Source organism: Pseudomonas sp. AN3A02, from assembly GCF_011765255.1.
In the GTDB taxonomy this organism is placed as follows: domain Bacteria; phylum Pseudomonadota; class Gammaproteobacteria; order Pseudomonadales; family Pseudomonadaceae; genus Aquipseudomonas.
Map to the genome: position 1 here is coordinate 324,164 of NZ_JAARNI010000001.1, position 22,372 is coordinate 346,535.

At 59.6% G+C, this 22,372-nt stretch carries 24 protein-coding genes; 13 read left to right on the forward strand and 11 right to left on the reverse strand.

Annotation, left to right across the window (positions count from 1 at the left end):
- The first annotated feature begins 24 nt into the window (after positions 1–24).
- Complete coding sequence (locus tag HBJ59_RS01615; protein WP_167662606.1) at positions 25–678, forward strand: NADPH-dependent F420 reductase; 654 nt, start codon at positions 25–27, stop codon at positions 676–678.
- Between the two features lie 87 nt (positions 679–765).
- Here the strand turns inward: HBJ59_RS01615 and mqo are convergent, their stop codons facing one another.
- Positions 766–2,412 (reverse strand): malate dehydrogenase (quinone), encoded by a 1,647-nt coding sequence (mqo, locus tag HBJ59_RS01620; protein ID WP_167662607.1) that lies wholly within the window; start codon positions 2,410–2,412, stop codon positions 766–768.
- A 277-nt stretch (positions 2,413–2,689) separates the two neighbouring features.
- Positions 2,690–3,316, reverse strand: coding sequence for a TetR/AcrR family transcriptional regulator (locus HBJ59_RS01625; RefSeq protein ID WP_167662608.1), 627 nt, complete (start codon positions 3,314–3,316; stop codon positions 2,690–2,692).
- Between the two features lie 109 nt (positions 3,317–3,425).
- Between HBJ59_RS01625 and HBJ59_RS01630 the strand changes: the two genes are divergently transcribed.
- The 3 genes from HBJ59_RS01630 to HBJ59_RS01640 all read left to right on the forward strand — a co-directional run bounded on the left by HBJ59_RS01630 (position 3,426) and on the right by HBJ59_RS01640 (position 6,693).
- Positions 3,426–4,502 (forward strand): sugar phosphate isomerase/epimerase, encoded by a 1,077-nt coding sequence (locus tag HBJ59_RS01630; RefSeq protein ID WP_076017262.1) that lies wholly within the window; start codon positions 3,426–3,428, stop codon positions 4,500–4,502.
- Positions 4,499–5,389 (forward strand): alpha/beta fold hydrolase, encoded by an 891-nt coding sequence (locus HBJ59_RS01635; protein ID WP_167662609.1) that lies wholly within the window; start codon positions 4,499–4,501, stop codon positions 5,387–5,389. The genes HBJ59_RS01630 and HBJ59_RS01635 overlap by 4 nt, the downstream gene beginning before the upstream one ends.
- Before the next feature lie 116 nt (positions 5,390–5,505).
- Positions 5,506–6,693, forward strand: a complete 1,188-nt coding sequence (locus HBJ59_RS01640) for an MFS transporter (RefSeq protein ID WP_167662610.1) — start codon at positions 5,506–5,508, stop codon at positions 6,691–6,693.
- An 87-nt stretch (positions 6,694–6,780) separates the two neighbouring features.
- On the opposite strand, the gene HBJ59_RS31345 is transcribed toward HBJ59_RS01640, so the two are convergent.
- Positions 6,781–7,002, reverse strand: a complete 222-nt coding sequence (locus HBJ59_RS31345) for a hypothetical protein (RefSeq protein WP_167662611.1) — start codon at positions 7,000–7,002, stop codon at positions 6,781–6,783.
- A gap of 226 nt (positions 7,003–7,228) precedes the next feature.
- Between HBJ59_RS31345 and HBJ59_RS01650 the strand changes: the two genes are divergently transcribed.
- The 3 genes from HBJ59_RS01650 to tal all read left to right on the forward strand — a co-directional run bounded on the left by HBJ59_RS01650 (position 7,229) and on the right by tal (position 9,710).
- Entirely contained in the window at positions 7,229–7,366 is a 138-nt protein-coding gene (locus tag HBJ59_RS01650) for a hypothetical protein (protein ID WP_167410166.1), read from the forward strand.
- Between the two features lie 106 nt (positions 7,367–7,472).
- A complete protein-coding gene (gene dusA / locus HBJ59_RS01655) occupies positions 7,473–8,468 on the forward strand; it encodes a tRNA dihydrouridine(20/20a) synthase DusA (RefSeq protein WP_167662612.1) in 996 nt (331 codons plus the stop codon).
- Positions 8,469–8,783: 315 nt separating this feature from the next.
- Positions 8,784–9,710, forward strand: a complete 927-nt coding sequence (gene tal / locus HBJ59_RS01660; RefSeq protein ID WP_167662613.1) for a transaldolase — start codon at positions 8,784–8,786, stop codon at positions 9,708–9,710.
- 198 nt (positions 9,711–9,908) lie between these two features.
- On the opposite strand, the gene rssC is transcribed toward tal, so the two are convergent.
- The 3 genes from rssC to HBJ59_RS01675 form a co-directional block, all read right to left on the reverse strand.
- Positions 9,909–10,391 (reverse strand): anti-sigma factor antagonist RssC, encoded by a 483-nt coding sequence (rssC, locus tag HBJ59_RS01665; protein ID WP_003218919.1) that lies wholly within the window; start codon positions 10,389–10,391, stop codon positions 9,909–9,911.
- The gene (rssB, locus tag HBJ59_RS01670; RefSeq protein ID WP_017477221.1) at positions 10,391–11,572 is read right to left on the reverse strand and encodes a two-component system response regulator RssB; all 1,182 of its coding nucleotides are present in this window, start codon (positions 11,570–11,572) and stop codon (positions 10,391–10,393) included. The genes rssC and rssB overlap by 1 nt, the downstream gene beginning before the upstream one ends.
- Before the next feature lie 346 nt (positions 11,573–11,918).
- Complete coding sequence (locus tag HBJ59_RS01675) at positions 11,919–12,608, reverse strand: VacJ family lipoprotein (protein WP_167662614.1); 690 nt, start codon at positions 12,606–12,608, stop codon at positions 11,919–11,921.
- 196 nt (positions 12,609–12,804) lie between these two features.
- On the opposite strand from HBJ59_RS01675, the gene HBJ59_RS01680 reads away from it, so the two are divergent.
- Both HBJ59_RS01680 and HBJ59_RS01685 read left to right on the forward strand, forming a co-directional pair.
- Positions 12,805–13,416, forward strand: a complete 612-nt coding sequence (locus HBJ59_RS01680; RefSeq protein ID WP_076017254.1) for a phosphatase — start codon at positions 12,805–12,807, stop codon at positions 13,414–13,416.
- Positions 13,417–13,526: 110 nt separating this feature from the next.
- A complete protein-coding gene (locus tag HBJ59_RS01685; RefSeq protein ID WP_076017253.1) occupies positions 13,527–13,793 on the forward strand; it encodes a DUF4404 family protein in 267 nt (88 codons plus the stop codon).
- 126 nt (positions 13,794–13,919) lie between these two features.
- Here HBJ59_RS01685 and queF read toward each other — a convergent pair whose 3' ends face one another.
- Together queF and HBJ59_RS01695 are read right to left on the reverse strand one after the other, a co-directional pair.
- On the reverse strand, positions 13,920–14,750 hold the full coding sequence (gene queF, locus HBJ59_RS01690) for an NADPH-dependent 7-cyano-7-deazaguanine reductase QueF (RefSeq protein ID WP_167662615.1): 831 nt from the start codon (positions 14,748–14,750) through the stop codon (positions 13,920–13,922).
- Positions 14,751–14,807: 57 nt separating this feature from the next.
- A complete protein-coding gene (locus tag HBJ59_RS01695) occupies positions 14,808–15,338 on the reverse strand; it encodes a plastocyanin/azurin family copper-binding protein (RefSeq protein WP_076017251.1) in 531 nt (176 codons plus the stop codon).
- Positions 15,339–15,494: 156 nt separating this feature from the next.
- On the opposite strand from HBJ59_RS01695, the gene HBJ59_RS01700 reads away from it, so the two are divergent.
- Together HBJ59_RS01700 and HBJ59_RS01705 are read left to right on the forward strand one after the other, a co-directional pair.
- Positions 15,495–16,175: a heavy metal response regulator transcription factor gene (locus tag HBJ59_RS01700; RefSeq protein WP_167662616.1), complete on the forward strand. Its 681-nt coding sequence runs from the start codon at positions 15,495–15,497 to the stop codon at positions 16,173–16,175.
- Positions 16,175–17,527 (forward strand): heavy metal sensor histidine kinase, encoded by a 1,353-nt coding sequence (locus HBJ59_RS01705; protein ID WP_167662617.1) that lies wholly within the window; start codon positions 16,175–16,177, stop codon positions 17,525–17,527. The genes HBJ59_RS01700 and HBJ59_RS01705 overlap by 1 nt, the downstream gene beginning before the upstream one ends.
- Before the next feature lie 115 nt (positions 17,528–17,642).
- Here HBJ59_RS01705 and HBJ59_RS01710 read toward each other — a convergent pair whose 3' ends face one another.
- Genes HBJ59_RS01710 through HBJ59_RS01720 form a run of 3 tightly spaced genes read right to left on the reverse strand, consistent with a single transcriptional unit; the run spans position 17,643 to position 20,887 of the window.
- Positions 17,643–18,887 carry a lipoprotein-releasing ABC transporter permease subunit gene (locus HBJ59_RS01710; RefSeq protein WP_076017248.1) on the reverse strand — a complete coding sequence of 415 codons (1,245 nt, stop codon included), beginning with the start codon at positions 18,885–18,887 and terminating at the stop codon, positions 17,643–17,645.
- 58 nt (positions 18,888–18,945) lie between these two features.
- Positions 18,946–19,629 carry a lipoprotein-releasing ABC transporter ATP-binding protein LolD gene (gene lolD / locus HBJ59_RS01715; protein ID WP_167662618.1) on the reverse strand — a complete coding sequence of 228 codons (684 nt, stop codon included), beginning with the start codon at positions 19,627–19,629 and terminating at the stop codon, positions 18,946–18,948.
- 7 nt (positions 19,630–19,636) lie between these two features.
- Positions 19,637–20,887 carry a lipoprotein-releasing ABC transporter permease subunit gene (locus HBJ59_RS01720; RefSeq protein WP_076017246.1) on the reverse strand — a complete coding sequence of 417 codons (1,251 nt, stop codon included), beginning with the start codon at positions 20,885–20,887 and terminating at the stop codon, positions 19,637–19,639.
- 94 nt (positions 20,888–20,981) lie between these two features.
- On the opposite strand from HBJ59_RS01720, the gene HBJ59_RS01725 reads away from it, so the two are divergent.
- Positions 20,982–21,566 (forward strand): PilZ domain-containing protein, encoded by a 585-nt coding sequence (locus HBJ59_RS01725; protein ID WP_003218944.1) that lies wholly within the window; start codon positions 20,982–20,984, stop codon positions 21,564–21,566.
- Positions 21,567–21,632: 66 nt separating this feature from the next.
- Positions 21,633–22,355 (forward strand): glycerophosphodiester phosphodiesterase family protein, encoded by a 723-nt coding sequence (locus HBJ59_RS01730; protein WP_167662619.1) that lies wholly within the window; start codon positions 21,633–21,635, stop codon positions 22,353–22,355.
- Positions 22,356–22,372 lie beyond the last annotated feature (17 nt).

The window sequence follows — 22,372 nt, forward strand, 5'->3', positions numbered from 1 at the left end:
CTCTCTCAACAAAGGAGCACTGACATGAAAATTGGCATCATCGGAGCAGGCTTTATCGGGCGCGCTGTTGCGCAATTGGCGTTGGCCGCCGGCCATGAAGTGATGTTGAGCAACTCCCGTGGCCCGCAGTCCATGAGCAGCGTGCTGAGTGGCATTCGTGGGGTTCAAGTGGGCACCGCGCAAGAGGCGGCGCAATTTGGCGAATTAGTGCTGCTGGCCATTCCGTTCGAGCATTACCGCAGCGTGCCGGCGCAGTGGCTGGAAGGCAAAACCGTGATGGATGCCAACAACTACTACCCGAATCGCGACGGCCATATTCCCGTGCTCGACCGTTTCGAAACCACCACCAGCCGGTTGGTGGCCGAGCATCTGTCGCAGTCGAATGTAGTGAAAGTGTTCAATGCCATCCTGGCGCCGGACCTGACCCAGGACGCCCGCACCCGCGGTGCGCCGGACCGGCGTGCGCTCCCGGTCGCAGCGGATGACCCGGCAGCCAAGGCGCAAGTCATCGCCCTGTTGGACGAGATCGGCTTCGACGCAGTAGATGCCGGTGGGCTGGATGAGAGCTGGAGGTTTGAACGCGCCAAGCCGGCGTACTGCATACCTCTGGATAAAGAGGGACTGAAGGCAGCGTTGGCAGCTGCAGAGCGCCAGGTCGAGTTGCCCGCGCGCTGGTAACACCTGCAAAAAGCCCGCTGACCGTTACCGGTTCAGCGGGCTTTTTTTTACATCGGGTTGATCCTGAATCAGGACCTCGCCAACGTCTTACAGCGCGATGTCAGAAGCTGGCTTGCTCGGCTCAGCCGCAGGCTTGGCAGCCTCGGTGGCTTTAGGAGCAGTCAACTGCGGAATCGCTGGCGGAGGGGTCAGTTGCAGAATGTTGGCGGTGTAGGCCCATTCTTTTGCAACGGCTTCCGGGCTGTCGTTCAGCTTGGTGCCGTAGCTAGGCACGATCTGGTGCAGCTTTTCCTGCCACGCCGGGGAAGCAACCTGTTCCTTGAACACTTTCTGCAGCACGGTCAGCATGATCGGAGCCGCGGTGGACGCGCCTGGCGATGCACCCAACAGTCCTGCAATGGTGTTGTCAGCCGAGCTGACCACTTCGGTACCGAGTTTCAGGACGCCGCCCTGCTCTTCGTCACGCTTGATGATCTGCACACGCTGACCGGCTTGCCACAGGCGCCAGTCTTCTTTCTTGGCGTTCGGGAAGTACTCTCGCAGCGCCTTGAAGCGGTCGTCATCCGACAGCATCAGTTGGCCGGCGAGGTACTCGACCAGTGGGTATTCGCGGATACCGACTTTGGTCATTGGCCAGATGTTGTGGGTGGTGGTGCTGGTCAGCAGGTCCAGGTACGAGCCTTCTTTCAGGAACTTGGTCGAGAAGGTCGCGAATGGGCCAAACAGAATCACGCGTTTGCCATCCAGCACGCGGGTGTCCAGGTGCGGAACCGACATCGGCGGTGCGCCAACCGAAGCTTTACCGTAGGCCTTGGCCAGGTGCTGCTCGGCAATCGTTGCGTTATCGGTCACCAGGAACGAACCGCCAACTGGGAAGCCCGCGTATTCCTTGGCTTCAGGAATGCCCGACTTCTGCAGCAGGTGCAGTGCACCGCCGCCCGCGCCGATGAACACGAACTTGGCGTCGGTTTCAGTCTTGGTGCCGTCTTTCAGGTTCTTGTAGCTGACACGCCAGGTGCCATCGGCGTTCTTGGTGATGTCCTGCACTTCGCTCGACAGTTTCAGGTCGAACTTCGGCGTGGTTTGCAGGTGAGCGACGAACTGGCGGGTGATCTCGCCGAAGTTCACGTCCGTACCGATCGGGGTCCAGGTGGCCGCGATTTTCTGGTTCGGGTCACGCCCTTCCATCATCAGCGGGACCCACTTCTTGATCTGAACCGGGTCTTCGGAGTACTGCATGCCGGCGAACAGCGGGCTGGCTTGCAGCGCTTCGTAACGCTTCTTCAGGAACTTGATGTTGTCATCGCCCCACACGAAGCTCATGTGCGGAGTGGAGTTGATGAACGAACGCGGGTTCTTCAGGACGCCCTGCTGAACCTGCCAGGACCAGAACTGACGGGAGATCTGGAACGCTTCGTTGATCTCGACCGCTTTCGGGATTTCAACGTTGCCGTTCTTGTCTTCCGGGGTGTAGTTCAGCTCAGCCAAAGCCGAGTGACCGGTACCGGCGTTGTTCCAGCCGTTGGAGCTTTCTTCGGCCACGCCATCAAGGCGCTCGACCATCTCCATCGACCAATCCGGTTGCAGCTCATTGAGCCACACACCCAGGGTCGCACTCATGATGCCGCCGCCGATCAGCAGCACATCGACTTTCTTTGCCTCTTCCGCGTGAACGGAAGTGATCCCCATCGACAAAGCCAGCCCCAGCAGGGCAGTGTTTACTTTTTTAAACATCAGTAGCACCTATGATAAAACGCCATCCGCCCCACCGCCCCTGATCATGGGCAACCTTCAATCACGCTGCGCCAGGCAACGCACCGCGGGGTTTGCACATTCATTCGGGGACCGCAGGGTGGGCACACAAGGCCGACGTATCGACCTCACTTTTATGTCCCTTCTGCGCTGACTTCTTATCATTATTGGCTTCAGCTACCTGGGCGACAGCCAACCGCCGGGACGTATACGGATGTACGTACCCGATAGAGACTAGACCAAGATGGCGCGCAGAATATCACGCTCGGACGAGATCGGGCGTCTGTTCTAGACTCGGTGGTTCTACGGGCAGCAGGCTTAACGCCAGGTCGACCGACTGACGCAGGCGGTCGGCAGGCACACCATCCCGTGCCTGAATCGAAATACCGTGCAGGAAGGTCGCGTAAAAATCGCCCATGGCCTGCACATCTGCGTCCTCGCCAAGCTCCTGGCAGGCCTTGGCTTGCTGCAGCCTGGCGATGATTGAATCGGTGCGTTGCCTGCGGTGTTCACACAACCATTGCTGAATATCGTCGCCGTCCGGGCTGGTACTGCTTGCGGCACTGACGACCAGACAACCACTGGGCCGACCGGGCTGCGTATAGGTGGTGATGGCATCGTCCAACATGCGCCTGATCGCCTCTCTCACACCCGTTATCTGCAGCGCGCGGTCAGCAAAACCACCTTCATCTTGTTCATACAAGGCCACGGCTTCGCGGAACAACGCTTCTTTACTGCCAAAAGCAGCATAGATCCTCGCCGAAGCAATCCCCAGGGCAGCTACCAACGCAGACATGCTCGTGCCCTCGTAACCTTGCTCCCAGAATAGCCACATGGCGCGCTCCAGAGCGGCTTCCCTATCAAATTCGCGCGGACGTCCGGCCATTAATCAGTTACCTGTCGGTGTAATTTCGTCACTTTAACGCATATCGGGTTGACGTTAACAAACCTGCGCCCCTATTCTTTGTCGACCGACAAACAATAGGAACATTTCGATGCGTACTCTTAAAGGCCCCAGCTTGCATCTGGCGCAATTCAGCCATGACGAACCGCCGTTCAACAGCTTGGACAGCATCGCTGGGTGGGCCAAAGCGAAGGGATTCAAAGCGCTGCAGATTCCCGCATGGGATACCCGCTTCTTCAACGTCGAACTGGCAGCCCGCAGCCAAAGCTACTGCGATGAGATCAATGACAAGCTCGCTGGTTACGGTTTGCAGATCAGCGAACTGACCAGCCACATCTTCGGCCAGTTGGTCGCCGTGCATCCTGCCTACGACGCGATGTGGGACGCGTCCATCCCTGCGCCTTTGCGGGGTAACCCCAAGGCACGCACGGAGTGGGCCATCGAACGCATGCAGATGAGCATCATCGCCTCCCAACGGCTGGGGCTCGCAGACCTGGGCACGTTTTCCGGCTCCCTCGCCTGGCCCTATTTGTTCCCCTTCCCCCAACGCCCGGAAGGGCTCATCGACGCCGCATTCGACGAGTTGGCACGACGCTGGCGACCACTTTTGGATTTGGCTGAAGAAAACGGCGTCAACCTTTGCTACGAGATCCACCCCAGTGAGGACCTGCACGACGGCACCAGCTTCGAGCGTTTCTATGAGCGCGTAGGCCAGCATTCGCGCTGCAAAATCCTGTTCGACCCTAGCCACTTTGTGCTGCAGCAGTTGGATTACCTGAGCTACCTGGACATTTACCAATCTTTCATCCGCATGTTTCACGTCAAGGATGCCGAGTTCAACGCCACTGGCCGCCAAGGCATCTACGGCGGCTACAGCCCATGGGCCGAGCGTGCTGGACGCTTCCGCTCGCTGGGGGATGGGCAGGTGGATTTCAAAGGCATCTTCTCCAAGCTTGCCCAATACGATTACCCAGGCTGGGCGACGCTGGAATGGGAGTGCTGCCTGAAAAACCAGGAGGACGGCGCTCGGGAAGGCGTTGATTTCATCAACCGCCACATCATCGGCGTCACCGACCGCATCTTCGATGACTTCGCCGGAGCACCGGTAAACCCGCAGCAAATCCAGGCCATGCTCGGCCTGACTCAACCGCTTGAGGCACGCCAATGAACGCAGCGAATGCTACATCCCTGAGTTCCTCCGACGGGTTCACTCATCATTACGTGCGAGTTGATGGCAGGAAGCTCCACTGCGTGATGGCAGGCAGCGGCGCCCCCGTGTTGCTGATACCGGGCTGGCCACAAACCTGGTACGCCTTTCGACATGTCATGCAAGCCTTGGCTGATAAGGGCTTCAAGGCTATCGCCGTGGACCCGCCAGGGCTGGGCAATTCAGATCAGCCTGAAAAGGGCTACGACACCGGCAATATTGCCGATGTGCTGCACAGGGCCTTGCTGGCGCTTGATATCACGCGTTACCACGTCGTGGGACACGACGTCGGGATGTGGGTGGGTTATGCGCTGGCGAGTGACCAGCCACAGGCCGTGCGTACACTCACCCTAACCGAAGCCGTCATACCTGGCCTTGCCCCACCGCCCCCGATATTCGTCGCGCCGCAACAGAACATCTTTCTCTGGCACTTTCTATTCAATCAAGTCCAGGACCTGCCCGAAGCGCTGATTACCGGACGTGAAGAAACCTATCTCAATTTCATGTTTGATCGCTGGGCCTTTCACCGCGATGCCGTCGCCTCCGACGTCTACATCCGCGCCTATTCATCCCCAGGTGGGCTGCGCGCAGGGTTTGATTATTACCGCGCGATTCCCGAAACCATCCGACAAAACCAATGCCGAGCAACTCGCCTTTTGGAAATGCCGGTGTTAGCCATCGGTGCCGAACACGCCACCAACGACGCACCGCTGGTGACGCTGGAGGGGCGCGCATCTGACCTGCGCGGGGCGATCATTGCTGACTGCGGGCATTTCGTGATGGAAGAAGCGCCGCAAGTGTTTTGCGAGCATTTGCTGGACTTCCTGGAGGAGCACACATCGGAATGAAGGCTTTCGCCAAAGAGATGGAACGCTCGCGCAAAAGGCTGTTCTAGACACCCTAGCCGCTGCTTGCGTAGCATCGGCGGCTCTCCACCGTGTCATCCATCCAAACAGAGCGATCCATGTCTATCCACCAAACCCCCGGGCACCTGCTGCCCGCGCGCAGCGCCGCCAAAATGGAAGCTGCCATGGCCGTGGGCGCGTTCGCTATCGGCACCGGCGAATTCGCCATCATGGGCCTGATGCCCGACATCGCCCACAACCTCAATCTCAGCGAACCGCAAGTCGGCCACGCCATCAGCGCCTATGCGCTGGGCGTGATGGTCGGCGCCCCGCTGCTGGCGATCCTCGGCGCCAAGTTACTGCGTAAACACATGCTTCTGTTGCTGATGGGCCTTTATGCCCTGGGCAACCTGGCCACGGCGTTTACCCCGACGTTCGGCTCGCTGGTGGCCTTCCGCTTTATCAGCGGCCTGCCCCACGGCGCCTACTTCGGCATCGCCGCCGTGGTCGCCTCCAGCATGGTGCCCAACGACAAACGTGCCGGCGCTGTCGCGCGAGTGATGATGGGCCTGACCCTGGCCATGCTGCTCGGCAACCCTATCGCCACCTTCCTCGGTCAACATTTTGGCTGGCGCTCGGCGTTTGCACTGGTCAGCGCCATCGCCCTGTGCACCATCGCGCTGGTCTGGCAATTCGTACCGGATCGCCACGACGAACCCCGCAGCGACCCACGCAAAGAACTGCGCGCCTTCACCAAACCACAGGTGTGGATGGCGCTGTCGATTGGCGCTATTGGGTTTGCCGGGATGTTCTGCGTGTTCAGCTACCTGGCACCGACCATGCTCGAAGTGACCAAAGTCTCGCCGCAGTGGATTCCATTCGGTCTGGCCGCGTTTGGCGTAGGCGGCATCATCGGCAACATCGCCGGCGGCAAACTGTTTGACCGCCTGCAATTTCGCGCAGTGGGCTGGATTATGGTGTGGTCGATGGCCGTGCTGATCTTCTTCACCTTCGCCGCCAGTTCGCTGTGGAGCGTACTGCTGGGTATTGGCCTGGTCGGCACCATGATCGCCATGGCCGCGCCGCTGCAAATCCGCTTGATGGACATTGCGCATGAGGCACCGAGCCTGGCGGCGGCGTCCAACCACGCGGCGTTCAACCTGGCAAATGCGCTGGGGCCGTGGTTCGGTGGGATGGCGATTACGGCGGGGTATGGGTGGACCAGCACGGGATACATCGGTGCTGCAACAGCGTTGGTAGGTTTGGGCATCTACCTGATCGCCCGACGTATGAAAGGCGGTCACTAAAGCCCTCCCACGATCCAATGTGGGAGCGGGCTTGCTCGCGAAAGCGGTGGGTCAGTCACTGAGTAAATGACTGCCCCCCCCGCTCAGTCAGTCATCATGCAACAACCCCGAACCATACTCCCCATAACTACTCCCAAGCGCACTGCCTCCAAAATTCATCTTGGCGGCCTTGCTGGGGCTATGATCCCCAAAGGCCTGGCATCCCCCTGAAAAACACGGATCGCTACTCACGTCCGACGACCCCGTCGAACAAGCGGCCAACAGCAACGTGCCAGCGATCATCACGACTTTGACCAGATTGGAGATCATTTTTCAGTTCCCTTTGGGCTTATGGGCTGAGCGTAGGCCTCAATACCGGTGGGAATTATGAAACTTTGCCGTGGGACAGGATCGGTTCAGGTTGATGTCGTTTTGGCGACGAATTATCCCGGCACATATTCTGATTGGCGATATCAACCGTTAGCCCCTACATATTAAAGCCGACCAGGCATCCATTCAGATGATCCTGCGAACTACGTAGAGGAAAGCTCAAGTAATGGCTAAAGACGAAAAAACCAGTGAAAGCGTCGCTTCAAAAGCAGCCAAGCTGCTGGCGGATCCAACCACTCCGCCGGATGTGAAATCGGTGGCGGCTTCAGCGCTGACTCAAGCGCCGGACAAAAAGAAGAAATAAGCTGAAAACCGTGCCAGGGTGGCTGAAGCTCTGGCACTGACCACCACGGGACCAGGAGCATTCCTGTTAAACTGTCGGCCCTTCGCCTTATCCATCCCAGATCCTAATGTCCTCATCTATAGCACCAACGCCATCGCTCTCCCGTCGCTTCTCTGTTGCTCCGATGATGGACTGGACAGACAGACACTGCCGCTTCTTCCTGCGCCTTCTCTCCAAAAACGCCCTCCTCTACACCGAGATGGTCACCACCGGCGCAATCCTCCACGGCGACCACGAACGCTTCCTGCGCCACAACGAGGCCGAGCACCCGCTTGCCCTGCAGTTGGGCGGTAGCGTCCCGGCGGACCTGGCCGCCTGCGCCCGCATGGCCCAGGACGCCGGTTACGACGAAGTGAACCTCAACGTCGGCTGCCCAAGCGACCGGGTGCAAAACAATATGATCGGCGCCTGCCTCATGGCCCACCCTGCCTTGGTGGCGGATTGCGTAAAGGCAATGCAGGACGCGGTCTCGATCCCGGTGACGGTGAAGCACCGCATCGGCATCAACGGCCGGGACAGTTACGCCGAGCTGTGCGATTTCGTCGGCCAGGTGAAGGACGCGGGCTGCACCAGTTTCACCGTGCATGCACGAATCGCCATTCTGGAAGGGCTGTCACCGAAGGAGAATCGGGACATTCCTCCGTTGCGCTATGACGTGGCGGCGCAGTTGAAGCAGGACTTTCCTGAGCTTGAGATCATCCTCAACGGCGGAATCAAGACCCTCGAACAGTGCCAGGAACATCTACAGACCTTCGACGGTGTGATGCTGGGCCGCGAGGCTTATCACAATCCGTATCTGTTGGCGGAGGTGGATCAACAACTGTTTGGCAGCACTGCACCTGTGATCACCCGCGCCGAGGCGTTGGCGCAGTTGCGTCCTTATATAGCCGAACACCTGGCGACAGGTGGCTCGATGCACCACATCACCCGCCACGTACTGGGGCTGGGGACGGGTTTCCCGGGGGCGCGGAAGTTTCGGCAGTTGTTGTCGGTGGATATTCATAAGGCCAGTGATCCGCTGGCGTTGCTGGATAAGGCTGGGGAGTTGCTGGAGGGGCGGTGATTTGGGTGTCAGTGGGTTTATTGGGTGGCTGACACGACGCCTTCGCGAGCAAGTCCGCTCCCACATTTGGATGGGGGGATGTCAGGAAGATGGGGGTGGCTGCAGAGGCAAGGCTGCTCCCAACGTTTGATCGGGTGGTCATCGGGCAGTTGGGTTGAACCTGCCGGCTGTTTTGGCCTCCTATTCAGCATTGGCCGTTGATTCAAACGGCTGTTTTCAGGTTGTTGCCCTCGCAAACGATCGAATGCATTTGCGCCCTTGAGCGGCTGTCGGCGCTCGGGTAATGTCATCAGACCCACAGGACAGAGCACGCCCATGACTTCCAAGCTGGAACAACTCAAGCAATTCACCACTGTAGTAGCCGATACCGGCGATTTTTCTACCCTCGCCAAGCTCAAGCCGCAAGATGCCACGACCAACCCTTCCCTGCTGCTCAAGGCCGCGTCGATCCCAGGCTATGCCAAGCTGCTGGACGAGTGCGTTGCCGACTGCAACGGCGACGTAGGCCTGGCGAGCGACCGTTTTGCGGTAGCCGTCGGCCAGGAAATCCTGAAAGTGGTGCCCGGCCGTATTTCCACCGAGGTGGATGCCCGTCTGTCGTTCGACACTGACGCCGTACTCAAGCGTGCGCATCGCCTGATCGACCTGTACGACAAGGCCGGCGTTGGCCGCGACCGCGTACTGATCAAGATCGCTTCCACCTGGGAAGGCATCCGCGCCGCCGAGCAGCTGGAAAAGGAAGGCATCCAGACCAACCTGACGCTGCTGTTCTCCTTCGCCCAGGCCGTGGCTTGCGCTGAAGCCGGCGTGTTCCTGATTTCGCCATTCGTAGGCCGTATCTACGACTGGTACAAGAAGGCCAACGGCAACGACTACACCGGTTCCGAGGATCCAGGGGTGCAGTCGGTGACGCGCATCTACAACTACTACAAGGCCAATGGCTACAAGACCGTGGTAATGGGTGCGAGCTTCCGTAACCTGAGCCAGATCGAAGAGTTGGCCGGTTGCGACCGCCTGACCATCAGCCCGGACTTGCTGGAAAAACTGGCTGCCGACAATGGCAAGCTGGAGCGCAAGTTGGCGCTAGGCCATGCCGGTGAGGCGCGTGTGCACCTGACCGAGGCGCAGTTCCGTTGGGAATCCAACGAAGACGCGATGGCTACCGAGAAGCTGGCCGAGGGCATTCGTCAGTTCGCCCGCGACCAGGAAAAGCTCGAAGCGCTGTTGGCCGCCAAGCTGTAAAAGCGGCGGCGACAAAAAGGGCGGCACCTGTGAGGGTGCCGCCCTTTTTTGTATTAGCCGATTTCGAGCCGAACTCAGTTAAAAATGTGGGAGGGGGCTTGCTCCCGAATACAGGGCGTCAGTCGCTACATTCACTGCTGACCCGCCGCTTTCGGGAGCACGCCCCCTCCCACACTTTGACAGTGTTTCAGCTGGGAATTAGTGCCGCTCCAGCGCATTCACCAGGTCGTGGAACGCCTCGCGGTTGGAGTCGTTCAAGCCCATCAGGATCTTGTGGGCTTCCAGCACCTTGACCCGTACCACTTCCTCGGACTGGTCCTGGGATGGCAGGTCGGTCAGGCATTCCGGGCACGGGATCGGGCGGTCAACGATGTTGAACACTTGATCGAAGCCCATGGACTGCAACAGACGGGTGATGTCTTCGTGGGTGGTGACGACAGTCGGCAGCAGTCCGACCTTCTGCCGAGACAGAATGGACAACTTGGCCAACAGCCCAAGGGTGGTGCTATCGATGCTGCGGGTTTCGGTCAGATCGATCACGATCGCCGAGAAATTCAAGGCTGTGAAGATCCGCTCAATCGTCGCATCCAGCGCCGAACACAAGGTCAGGCGCACTTCACCGACAAACTTCAGGACAAAAGTCCCGTCTTGCTCGGCGAATTGGATTCTTCCGGTACTCATCAAAGATTCCTGCTCAACACCAATAGGGCGATATCATCCGGCATCTCCCCTAGCGTGGCCAATCCAAAAACCTGCCGCAGGCCATCCAGGCTGCCGCCCGCCGACCTGACCCGTTGGGGTAAGGCGGCTTCTTTCTCTTTGAGTGTAGGCTCTGGCAAAAGGTCCAGGATACCGTCGGACATCAGCGTTAAGCTGAAAGTCGGTGGCAATTCCAGGATGTGGTCTTCGTAGGTGGCTTCATTGAACAAGCCCACTGGCAAACCACGCCCTTCCAGGTAGCGCACACTGTCTGGAGTGTATAAAACCGGCAATGGCAGGTGACCGCCAATGCTGTAGGTCAAAAGACCTGTTTCTTCATCAATCACGCCGCCGACCATCGTCACGTGCTTGCCCAGCTTACAGCTGATCAGGCCCCGGTTGATGTGGCCCAGCACTTGCGAAGGGGTGAACTCCGGCAAGGTGCCATTACGCTTGGATTCGAATAACAGCCGTGTGGTCATGAACTTCAACAACACGGTCACGAATGCCGAGGAGGCGCCGTGGCCGGAAACGTCGGCCAGGTAGAACGCGACTCGCCGCTCATCAACGCGGAAGTAATCGACAAAATCACCCGACAGGTACAGCGACGGGATGATCTGGTGGGCAAACTTGAACTCGTCGATGCTCCACGGGCTCACCGGCAGCATGTTCATCTGCACTTGGCGACCGGCGTTCTGGTCTTCCTGGAGCAGGTTCAGGCTGGCTTCGAGTTCGCGGTTGGCGGTTTCGAGCTTTTCACGGTAACGCTGGTTTTCCAGCAGCAAGCGTGCACGATCCAGGGCACGGCGTACCGAGTGCTCCAGTACGGCCAAATCTTCCAAGGGCTTGATCAGGTAGTCGGCGGCGCCCAGGCGCAAGGCCTCGACGGCATCATTCATCACACCGGCACCGGACACGACAATCACCGGCGTCTGCGGGGAAAGGTCAGTCACCTGGCGGATCAGCTCGAGGCCGCCCACCTGGGGCATGCGCAGGTCGCAGATCACAAGGTCGGGCTTGTCGCGCTCGAATACCTGGAGACCCTGGAGGCCGTTGCTGGCCTGCAGGACGCTGAAGCCACTGTCTTCCAAATAGGCCGCGAGACTCGCGCGCACTACTTCGTCGTCATCGATTATCAGCAGCGTGGCACTGGTTTTCTGCATGTGGGCAAACGGCGCCAGAATTAGGTTGGCGTAGGCAGCTCGACAATGGCCGGGCGTACTACTGGATTCGCTTTCTAGCCTCTCTGTCCTACAAAGTGCCGGGATATTGCCCATGCACAAAGGTAAAGCAGAGGTGCCCTTCTAAGGCGCAGACGGTACTCCCATCCGCCAGGGGTTTCAAGCTCACGGCGATGGTCGCCGGGCGTCTTTACATCGCAAATCACCGGTAGTTATAAGAACGCATAAAACCGCGACTTAAAGTAAGCACGTAACCCACGGATAAACCTCGAATGCCGCCCACAAAAAAGGCGACCCGAGGGCCGCCTTCCTGATTCAAGCCTGAAGCTTAAAAATCGTCTACAACCTTGCCATCCTTGACCTTGAACTCGCGGTTCTGCAGGTAAGCATTGCGGATGAAGGTGTATTTGTCGCCGCTGATCAGCTTCTCGGAGGACAGCAGGCTGGCACGTGTGTCGACGATATTCAGGCCGAAGGTGCTGTTGCGCCAGCCGATATCGTTCATGTAGCGGTATGGCTGGGTGTAGCTGTCCACATATTTGGACGGCGCGTCACGCAGGGTGCTTGGGCCCAGCAGTGGCAGCATCACGTAAGGACCGCTGTCGACGCCCCAGTGACCGAGGGTCTGGCCGAAGTCTTCATCGTTGCGTTGCAGCCCCATTTTGGTGCCGACATCAATGAAACCCAGCACGCCGAACGTGGTGTTCATCAGCAGGCGGGCCGTGTCGACGCCAGCCGCGTGCGGCTTGAGTTGCAACACGTCGTTGGCAAAGTTGCCGACGTCGCCGATGTTGCGGAAGAAGTTGTGCACGCCGTCCTGCACGAATTGCGGGGTCACGAACTGATAGCCTTGGGCCAAAGGCTTGAGGGCGTAGGTGTCAACGGTGTCGTTGAAGGTGAAGATCGGGCGGTTGACGCTTTCCCATGGATCATCTTCCGAGGCCGCCTGGGCCACGAAAGGAACCAGCAAAATACTCGCACATACGGACAGCTGAGCTAGACATTGGCTCCAGCGCATAGCTTGAACTCCTTGAATGGTCTGTCATGGGCGCTATGCCCTGAATGAGGCCGTCAGTATATGACGGAAGTGTCAGATTAGGCAGCCTTGCAGAAATGTCATTCGAGTAAATGCACAAAAATCCTACAAATGCCGCAGATGTAACTTGCTTGTCATCCGCGTTCGATAGCGTCACTGCTATTTCAGGGACGTCGAAATGCCACACGCCGAAATTGTTACTGCCAGCGCCCCGTCCTTGACGGCCGTACTGTTCGGGCTGAGTGGCTGCCTGGTGGATTTTGGTTCCCTGGCCCGTGCCGACTCCACACCTTCAAGCGATCCGCATGCCACTGTCGGCGCCCTGAAGATTCTGCGCAGCCTCGAAGAACAGCGCATCCCCTGCGCATGGCTGGACGAGCTACCTCTTTCGGTTTCCACACCTCTGGCTGCAGGGCTGCCACGCTGGATCAAGGCCGCCAAACCCTCCTCCACCCGCTGGCCCGCGCCCCACGCGTGCTGGCAGGCCTTGATGGAGCTGAACATCGAGCGCCTGGAAGGCTGCGTCCTGGTCAGTGGCGAACCGCGCCTGCTGCAATCGGGGCTCAACGCCGGCCTGTGGACCATCGGCCTGGCGTCCTGCGGCTCACTGTGCGGGCTTTCCCCGGAGCAATGGCAAGCACTTACCGAGAAGGAACGCGAGCATAAGCGCGCCAAAGCCACTGTCGCGCTCTATGGCCTGGGCGTGCATTCGGTCATTGACCACCTTGGCGAACTGCACACCTGCCTGGCCGACATCAGCCTGCGCCAGCTCAAAGGCGAGAAGCCCTGATCGAGATCATGCACAGTCGGCGCCAGTGGATTAATCTACAGGTCAGCCCGTAGACCTTTCACGGCGTGCCGCGGTCTATGCCAGTGCCTATCGATAAAAGGAAGAACGCCATGCCTGCCCGCGAACAACTGCAAGAACAGGTCAAAACTTTGCGCGAGCAATTGGATCAGAATCCAGAAATGCCCCTGGAAAAGCGCGAAGAGCTGCAAACATTGATCGCTGAACTCGAAGTTCAGGAGCCACTGGAAGGCGCCATTCAGGATCCAAGCATCGCAGATGGTGTGAACCTGGCGGTAGAACGCTTCGAACTGGACCACCCGGGCATTGCCGGGACCTTGCGCAATATTGTGGTGACCCTGGGTAACATCGGGATTTAATAGCCGGACGCCTATCAAATGTGGGAGCGGGCTTGCTCGCGAATGCGGTCCGTCAGCTGATACATAGGCTGGCTGATACACCGCTTTCGCGAGCATGCCCGCTCCCACATTTATTTTGTGTGAAGGCTACTGACGAGCCAGGCGCAGGTTCTGGAACTGCAGATCTTCAGTACTGCGATACGGGTTGATATCCAGCCCGCCGCGACGCACATACCGCGCATACACCGTCAGTTTTTCCGGCTTGAGCAAGCGTTGCAGGTCGAGAAAGATTCGCTCCACGCACTGTTCATGGAAGTCCGAGTGCTGACGGAAGCTCACCAGGTACTCCAGCAGGCTGGCGTGATCCAGCGCCGCGCCGCGGTACTCCACCGCCACACTGCCCCAGTCAGGCTGGCTGGTCACCGGGCAGTTGGACTTGAGCAAATGGCTGTGGACGCTCTCCTCCACCACGCGCGAATCGTCGCAGCGCAGCAGTTCAGGGCGCGGGTGCTCGTAGTTGCTGACGGTAATGTCCAGGTCATCAATGCACACACCTGGCAACGCGACCACGCCTTCGGCTTCAACCTCGCCCAGGCTGCGGATGCGCACGCCAACCGGCTTGCCGGCAGCGGCACTCAGGTCGGTACTCAAGGTGGCCTCAAGGCTTTGCACATCGGCAAACTCGGTCTGGTTCAGCGAATTGAGGTACAGCTTGAACGACTTCGACTCGATGATGTTCGGCGAGTCGGCCGGAATACTGAATTCACCGATGGCCACTACTGGCTTGCCGGAGGGCAGCAGCCAGGACAGTTCGAAGCAGTTCCAGAAGTCCACGCCTTTATACGGCAGGGTCTCGGCGCTCAGGCCCAGCTCGGCCCACTTGGCAGCGCGGGGAATCGGGAACAGCAACGACGGGGTGTAGGTGGAGATGTATTCACTGGACTTGCCCAGCGGCGAATGTTCGGCTGCGGGATGCATGGCGGAAACCTGGCTAAATAAACGCCGCTATTCTACCCGCCTTTGCCCGTCAATGGCTTACTGGCTGACCGTCAGCTTGCCGACCATGCCCGCCTGGTAGTGACCGGGGATGTTGCAGGCAAACTCCAGGCCGGTGGCTTTGGTGAAGGTCCAGGTCAGTTCGGCAGTCTTGCCGGGCTCTACCAGCACGCTGTTGGGATCGTCATGTTTCATGCCGCCCATGTCGCCGTGGCCCATTGCACTGTGGTCCATATCGCCCATTTTCATGCCGGTGGCCGTCAGCATGCCGCTGGCCTGCATCTTGAGCATTTCTTGCTGATGCGCGGCGTGCATCGCAGCGTCGCCAAGATTGAACTCGTGGAGCAACTGGCCTTTGTTGACCAGCACAAAGCGCACGGTCTCACCGGCTTTTACATCGATGGCCTTGGGCGAAAAGGAAATGTCCTGCAGCACCACTTCCACCGTGCGCGTGGCCTTGGCGGCGGGCGCAGCCTCACCGAAGGCGAAGGTTTCAGCTGGAGATGCCAGCACCGGAAGACTCAGCGCCATCAGGCAGCCCGCCAACAGCCAGGATTTATGCAAAAACATGGTCACACTCCAAAGGTTCGGAATCAGTCTGTGGGACACTTTACGAACGCGCCGCTGCCAGCCAGCTGACGGCCAGATTACAACTTTGTCAGCTTGAGCCTGCCTCAGGACCTGCGCTGTATAAAGTCTGTGTTTACGTAAAGCCATGAGCCGCCCATGAAACTGCTGATCGTCGAAGACCAACCGAAAACCGGCCACTACCTGCGCCAGGGCCTGGCCGAGGCCGGGTTCAACACCGAACTGGTGGCCGACGGCACCACTGGCCAGCATCTGGCGCTGACCGGCGACTACGACCTGTTGATCCTCGATGTGATGCTGCCGGGTCGCGATGGCTGGCAAATCCTCCAGGCCGTACGCAATGCCGGGCTCGACATACCGGTGCTGTTCCTCACCGCGCGGGACGCCGTGGAAGACCGGGTGCATGGCCTGGAACTGGGCGCCGACGATTACCTGGTCAAGCCCTTTGCCTTTTCCGAACTGCTGGCCCGGGTACGCAGCCTGTTGCGCCGTGGCAGCAGCCCGCCCCAGGAAACCAGCCTGCAACTGGCCGACCTGCGCATGGACCTGATCCGCCGCCGGGTAGAACGCGACGGCCAACGCATCGACCTCACGGCCAAGGAGTTTTCCCTGCTGGAACTGCTGCTGCGACGTCAGGGCGAAGTCTTGCCCAAGTCGCTGATTGCCTCTCAGGTGTGGGACATGAACTTCGACAGCGACACCAACATCATCGAAGTCGCGATCCGCCGCCTGCGCCTGAAGGTCGACGATAACTTTCCCAACAAGCTGATCCATACCGTGCGCGGCATGGGCTATGTGCTTGAGGAGCGATTCAGTTGATGAAACGGATTTCCCTGACCAGCCGCCTGGCACTGCTGTTTGCCGGTTGTACCGCCGTGGTTTCGCTGTTGGCCGGCGTGCTGTTCAACCATGCCAGCGAGGCGCACTTTATCGAGCTGGACCAGCAGTTGCTCGACGGCAAGCTGATAGCGCTGCGCAGCACATTGCAAGGTGCCGACACGCCCGAACGATTTGCCTTACGAGAAACAAAGCTGCGGGAGGAGCTCAACCGCCAGCCCGACCTGGCCCTGCGCATTACCGCTGGCGATGAGCGCTGGTTCGACGGTGCCCCCGGCATCACCCTGCCCCAGGCGCCTGGCCTGCACAGCGTGCAGAACGCCGGAACCGATTACCGCGTGTACAACGTGCCGCTGGTGCCTGGTAACGCGGACTCTCCACGACTGACGCTGATGCTCGACATCACCCACCATCAACACTTCCTGCAACGCATGCAGCATCTGATCTGGTTGACCGTCGGACTTTCCGCCCTGGCCACTGCCCTGCTCGGTGCCTGGGCCGCCCGCAGCGGGTTGCGACCACTGCGGCGCATGAGCGAAGTGGCCGGCAGCGTATCCGCCCAGTCCCTGACCCAGCGCCTGCCCCAGGAACAAATGCCGGTCGAACTGGCGGAACTGGCCCAGTCCTTCAACGCGATGCTTGGGCGCCTGGACGATGCCTTCCAGCGGCTCTCGGCATTTTCTGCCGACATTGCCCATGAATTGCGCACGCCACTGTCGAATTTGCTGACACAGACCCAGGTCATCCTCACGCAGCCACGGGCGCTGGAAGACTACCGCGAGGCCCTGCACAGCAACCTCGAGGAACTGCAATGGATGGCACAGTTGGTCAATGACATGTTGTACCTGGCCAAGTCGGACCATGGGCTGCTGGCGCCCAAGCGCGAACCCCTGGTGCTGGCGGACGAAGTGGATGCACTGCTGGAGTTTTTTGCGCCGTTGGCGGAAGACCTTCAGGTGCGGTTGGTTCGGGAAGGGGGTGCCAACACTTCAGGTGACCGCAGCATGTTGCGCCGGGCGATTTCCAATCTGCTGGATAACGCGCTGCGGTTCACCCCTCCGGGTGGCGATGTCAGTGTGCGGATTGTCGAGGATATGCAAGGCGTAACGTTGAGCGTGGAAAATACCGGGGAAGGCATTCCAGAGGCGTTGTTGCCAAGGTTGTTTGACCGGTTTTACCGGGCAGATCCGGCGCGTCACGAAGGGAGCAGCGAGCATGCGGGGCTAGGGTTGGCGATTACCCAGTCGATTGTGCGAGCCCATGGAGGGCGGATTTTCTGTGAGTCGGGGGCGGGCTGGACGCGGTTTGTGATGGTGTTGCCGCAAAGGCATTGATGCAAGCTGTACCGGCCCTTTCGCGAGCAAGCCCGCTCCCACATTTTGACCGAGTGCATTCAGGAAGAACGCGATCGAAATGTGTGGGGCTTGCTCGCGAAGGCGGTCTTAAGAATTACGAATACCTGAGGGCATGCGCCGGCTCAATCTTCGCAGCCCGATACGCCGGATAGATCGTCGCCAAAAAGCTCAACACAAACCCTGCCGAGCAAATCAGCAACACATCCCCGCCCTGCAACTCCGAAGGCAGGTTGCTGACGAAATACACGTCCGAACTGAAGATATGCTGCCCGGTCACCCGCTCCAGCCACCCCACCAGTTCACTGACGTTCAGCGCCGCAATTACACCGAGAATGCCGCCGATCAAGGTACCGACGATCCCGATCACCGTGCCCTGCACCATGAAGATCGCCATGATCTGCCGTGGCGTGGCGCCGATGGTGCGCAGGATCGCAATGTCGGCGCCCTTGTCGTTCACCACCATGATCAAGGTCGCGATGATGTTGAACGCCGCCACGGCAACGATCATCAGCAACAGCAGGCCGATCATGGTCTTTTCCATCTTCATCGCGCTGAACAGGCTGCCCTGGGTGTGGGTCCAGTCATCGGCCTTGTAGTCGGCGCCGAGGCTGGCGGCGATATCCGCCGAGACCTTGGGTGCGGCATACAAGTCTTTCACCGCCAGGCGCACGCTTTGCACCTGGTTCGGCTCCCAATGCTGTATCTCGGCGGCGTCGGCCATGTGGATCAAGGCCATGGAGCCATCCAGCTCAGCGCCTACCTTGAACACACCGACCACGTTCAACCGCTGCATGCGCGGGGTGATGCCACCGGGCGCGCTGCTGATTTCCGGCACGATCAGGGTCAGCTTGTCGCCAACGTTCAGGCGGAAACGCCGGGCGGTGATCTCACCGATCACCACGCCAAACTCGCCCGGCTTCAGGTCTTCCAGATGGCCCTGGACGATATGCTGGGCAACAATCGACACCTTGCCTTCCTGGGCAGGGTCCACACCGCTGATCTGGATCGGCTGCATCGCGCCCTTGTAGGAGAGCATGCCGTCCATCTCGGTGAACGGCACGGCGGCGGTCACTTCAGGGTTCTTCATTGCAGCGGCGGCCACCGGCTGCCAGTCGCTGATCGGCTTCACACCCACGATGGTCGCGTGGGGCACCATGCCAAGGATGCGTGAGCTCATTTCCCGCTGGAAGCCGTTCATTACCGACAACACCACAATCATCGCCAGCACGCCCAGGGCGAGGCCGATCATCGAGGTCATCGAGATAAACGAAACAAAACGGTTGCGGCGCTTGGCGCGGGTATAGCGCGTGCCGATGAAAATCGATAACGGTCTGAACATTCGCGGGCACCGTTGAAAAAATAGAAAACCCGGCGCCGGGCGCCGGGCTTGAAACAGGTCAGATGGCGACCAGATGACCTTCCTGCAGGTGCAGCACACGGTCCATCTGACGGGCCATGCTCATGTCATGGGTCACCACCAGGAACGCGGTGCGCATCTGGGTGCTCAGTTCCAGCATCAAGTCCTTGATGCCCTGGGCGGTGTGGGCGTCGAGGTTACCGGTGGGCTCGTCGAGCATTACCAGGCCCGGGTTGTTGACCAGGGCACGGGCAATCGCCACACGCTGGCGCTCGCCGCCGGACAATTCAGCCGGTTTGTGCTCCAGGCGATGGCCCAGGCCGACCCGCTCCAGCAACGCCTTGGCACGCTGGCGCGCCTCGGGAATCGCGGTCTTGCCGATCAACAGCGGCATGCAGACGTTTTCCAGGGCGGTGAACTCAGGCAGCAAGTGGTGGAACTGGTACACAAAACCCAGCGAACGGTTGCGCAACTGGCCACGGGCCTTCTCGCCCAGGGCCGACAGTTCTTCGCCGGCCAGCCAGACGCTACCCTGGGACGGCGTATCAAGGCCGCCCAACAGGTTCAGCAAGGTACTTTTACCGGAACCGGAACTGCCGACGATCGCCACGCGCTCGCCCGGGTGCAGTTCCAGCTGCAGGTTGGACAGCACCACCACGGATTCCGGGCCTTCCTCGTAGGATTTGCCCAGGTTGCGGCAGCTCAGGATTGCTTTTTCAATCATGCCCGATTCACTCATAACGTAAAGCCTGCGCCGGCTGGGTACGTGCCGCGCGCCAGGCTGGATACAGGGTGGCAAGGAAACTCAGGACCAACGCGCAAGCGCCAACCATCAACACGTCCTGGCTCTGCACCTGGGACGGCAAGTAGTCAATGAAGTAGACGTCGGAGTTCAAGAATTTGTGGCCGATCAACACTTCCAGCCCGGCGATGGCGGCACTCACGTTCAACGCGGCGAGAATCCCCACCACGGTGCCAATCAAGGTGCCGACTACGCCGATCACCGTGCCCTGGACCATGAAGATCGCCATGATTTGCCCCGGCGTGGCGCCAAGGGTGCGCAGGATGGCGATATCGCCCTTCTTGTCATTCACCACCATCACCAGCGTGGAAATGATATTGAAGGCGGCGACGGCGACGATCAGCAGCAACAGCAGGCCGATCATGGCTTTTTCCATGCGGATGGCCTGGTACAGGTTGCCGTGGGTTCGGGTCCAGTCACGGGCGTAGTATTGGTTTTCGCCCAGGTGCTGGGCGATTTCCCACGAGGTACGCGGTGCGTCGAACAGGTCGTTGAACTTGAGGCGCAGGCCCTGTACTTGATCCGGCTTCCAGCGATGCAGGCGGGCCAGGTCGGTCAGGTTGGTGAGGCCCAGGTAGCCGTCGATTTCACCGGCGCCGACATGGAAGATGCCGACCACGGTAAAGCGCTTCATACGCGGGAACATGCCGGCCGGAGTCACGGTGACTTCCGGCGCGACAAAGGTCAGCTTGTCGCCGATGCCCACGCCGAGCTTGGCCGCGGCCTTGTCGCCGATAGCAATGCCAAAGCTGCCGGGCGACAAGTCGTCCAGTTTGCCCTGTTGCATGAAGTTATCGATGATCGAGACGTTGCGTTCCTGCGCCGGGTCGATGGCATTGAGCAGGACTTTCTGCACCTTGCCGTCGTTGGTCAACAGGCCCTGCATCTGGGTGAAGGGCGCAACCGCCAGCACTTTGGGGTTCTGCTTGACCTTGGCGGCCAGGCTTTGCCAGTCGCTGATGGGCTCACCCGACTCGATGGTCGCGTGGGGCACCATGCCCAGCACGCGGGTGCGCATCTCATGATCGAAGCCGTTCATCACCGACAGCACCACAATCATCACGACAACGCCAAGGGCGAGCCCGATCATCGAGGTCAAGGAAATGAACGACACAAAATGATTGCGACGTTTTGCACGGGTATAACGCGTGCCAATAAATACGAAGAGAGGTCTGAACATGTCGGGGCTTGTTCGGAGGAAAAGAAGACGTCCTTGTGGCGGGGTCAGGTAAGCAGCTTTACACTCAGACCATCACCGCTGCCTTGGGTTCGCCATGTCGACATTAGATGAAGAAGATCGCCGCGAATACTACCGTATCGAGGACATGATCGCACTGGAAATTACCCCGCTGTCGGGCCCGGAAGCGCTGAGCAAGGAAGTGTTGCTGGATGATTCGCCGCTGTTCAATCTGCTCAGCGAGTTGCACCTGAGTGAATTCGAATCCCAGCACCTGCTGCGCCAGATCGGCGAGCGGGACCGCACCCTGGCCGCCTTCCTCAAAGTGCAGAACAAACGCATGGATCTGCTCAGCCAGATCATGGCGCAAAGCCTGCTGGGCGAGATCGGTACGCCGCAGCCCGTGGTCATTTCCGAAGGCGGCATCGAGTTTCTGAACCCCACGGCGATCCAGCCCGACAGCCACCTGGCGGTCAAGCTGGTGCTGATGCCACAAGCCCTCGGCCTGTTGCTGCGGGCCAAGGTCACCCATTGCGACGCCAAGACCGGCGGCTTTGAAATCGGCACGGAATTCGAAGCCATGACCGATGCCCAACGCCAGTTGCTGGCGCGCTATATCCTGCAGAAACAGGCCCAGGAACGGCGCCTGGCGCGGGAAAAAAGCGACGAATCCGACACCTGAACACGAACACTGAATGGCGCGTCGCGTCATCCATCCAGCCAGCAATCCTGGCGTAAAGGAGCAACTGTGACCCTGATTTATGGCCACCGCGGTGCCAAAGGCGAAGCACCGGAAAACACCCTGACCAGCTTCCAGGAATGCCTCAAGCACGGCGTGCGCCGTTGCGAACTGGATTTGCACCTGTCCATGGACGGCGAGCTGATGGTCATTCACGACCCGACGCTCAAGCGCACCACCGACCGGCGCGGCAAGGTCGTCGAGTATTCGGCTGCCGACTTGGTCAAGATGGACGCACGCAAAGGCGGCCCGGGGTGGGTCAATCCTTGCCCGATCCCACGCCTGGAAGCGTTGTTCGAACAGTGCGATTTCGACCACTGGCAACTGGAAGTCAAAAGCGCATCGCGCACCCGCGCGGCAACCACCGTGCTGGCGATCCGGGAAATGGCTCAGCGTTTCGGGCTGATGGACAAGGTCACCGTGACCTCAAGCTCGCGGGAAGTGTTGAAAGCAGCGCTGGACCTCACCCCGGACCTGTCCCGCGGACTGGTAGCCGAATACGCCTGGCTCGACCCGTTGAAGGTCGCGGCCAACTATGGCTGTGAGATTCTGGCGTTGAACTGGACGCTGTGCACCCCTGAGCGTCTGGAAAAAGCCCAGCGCCAGGGTTTGCACGTGTCCGTATGGACAGTCAACGAACCCGCGCTGATGCGCAGGCTCGCCGACTTCGGCGTAGATAGCCTGATTACAGACTTTCCCGGTTTGGCCACTGCCACCCTCGGGAATTACTGAAATCGGTCTCCCCGGCC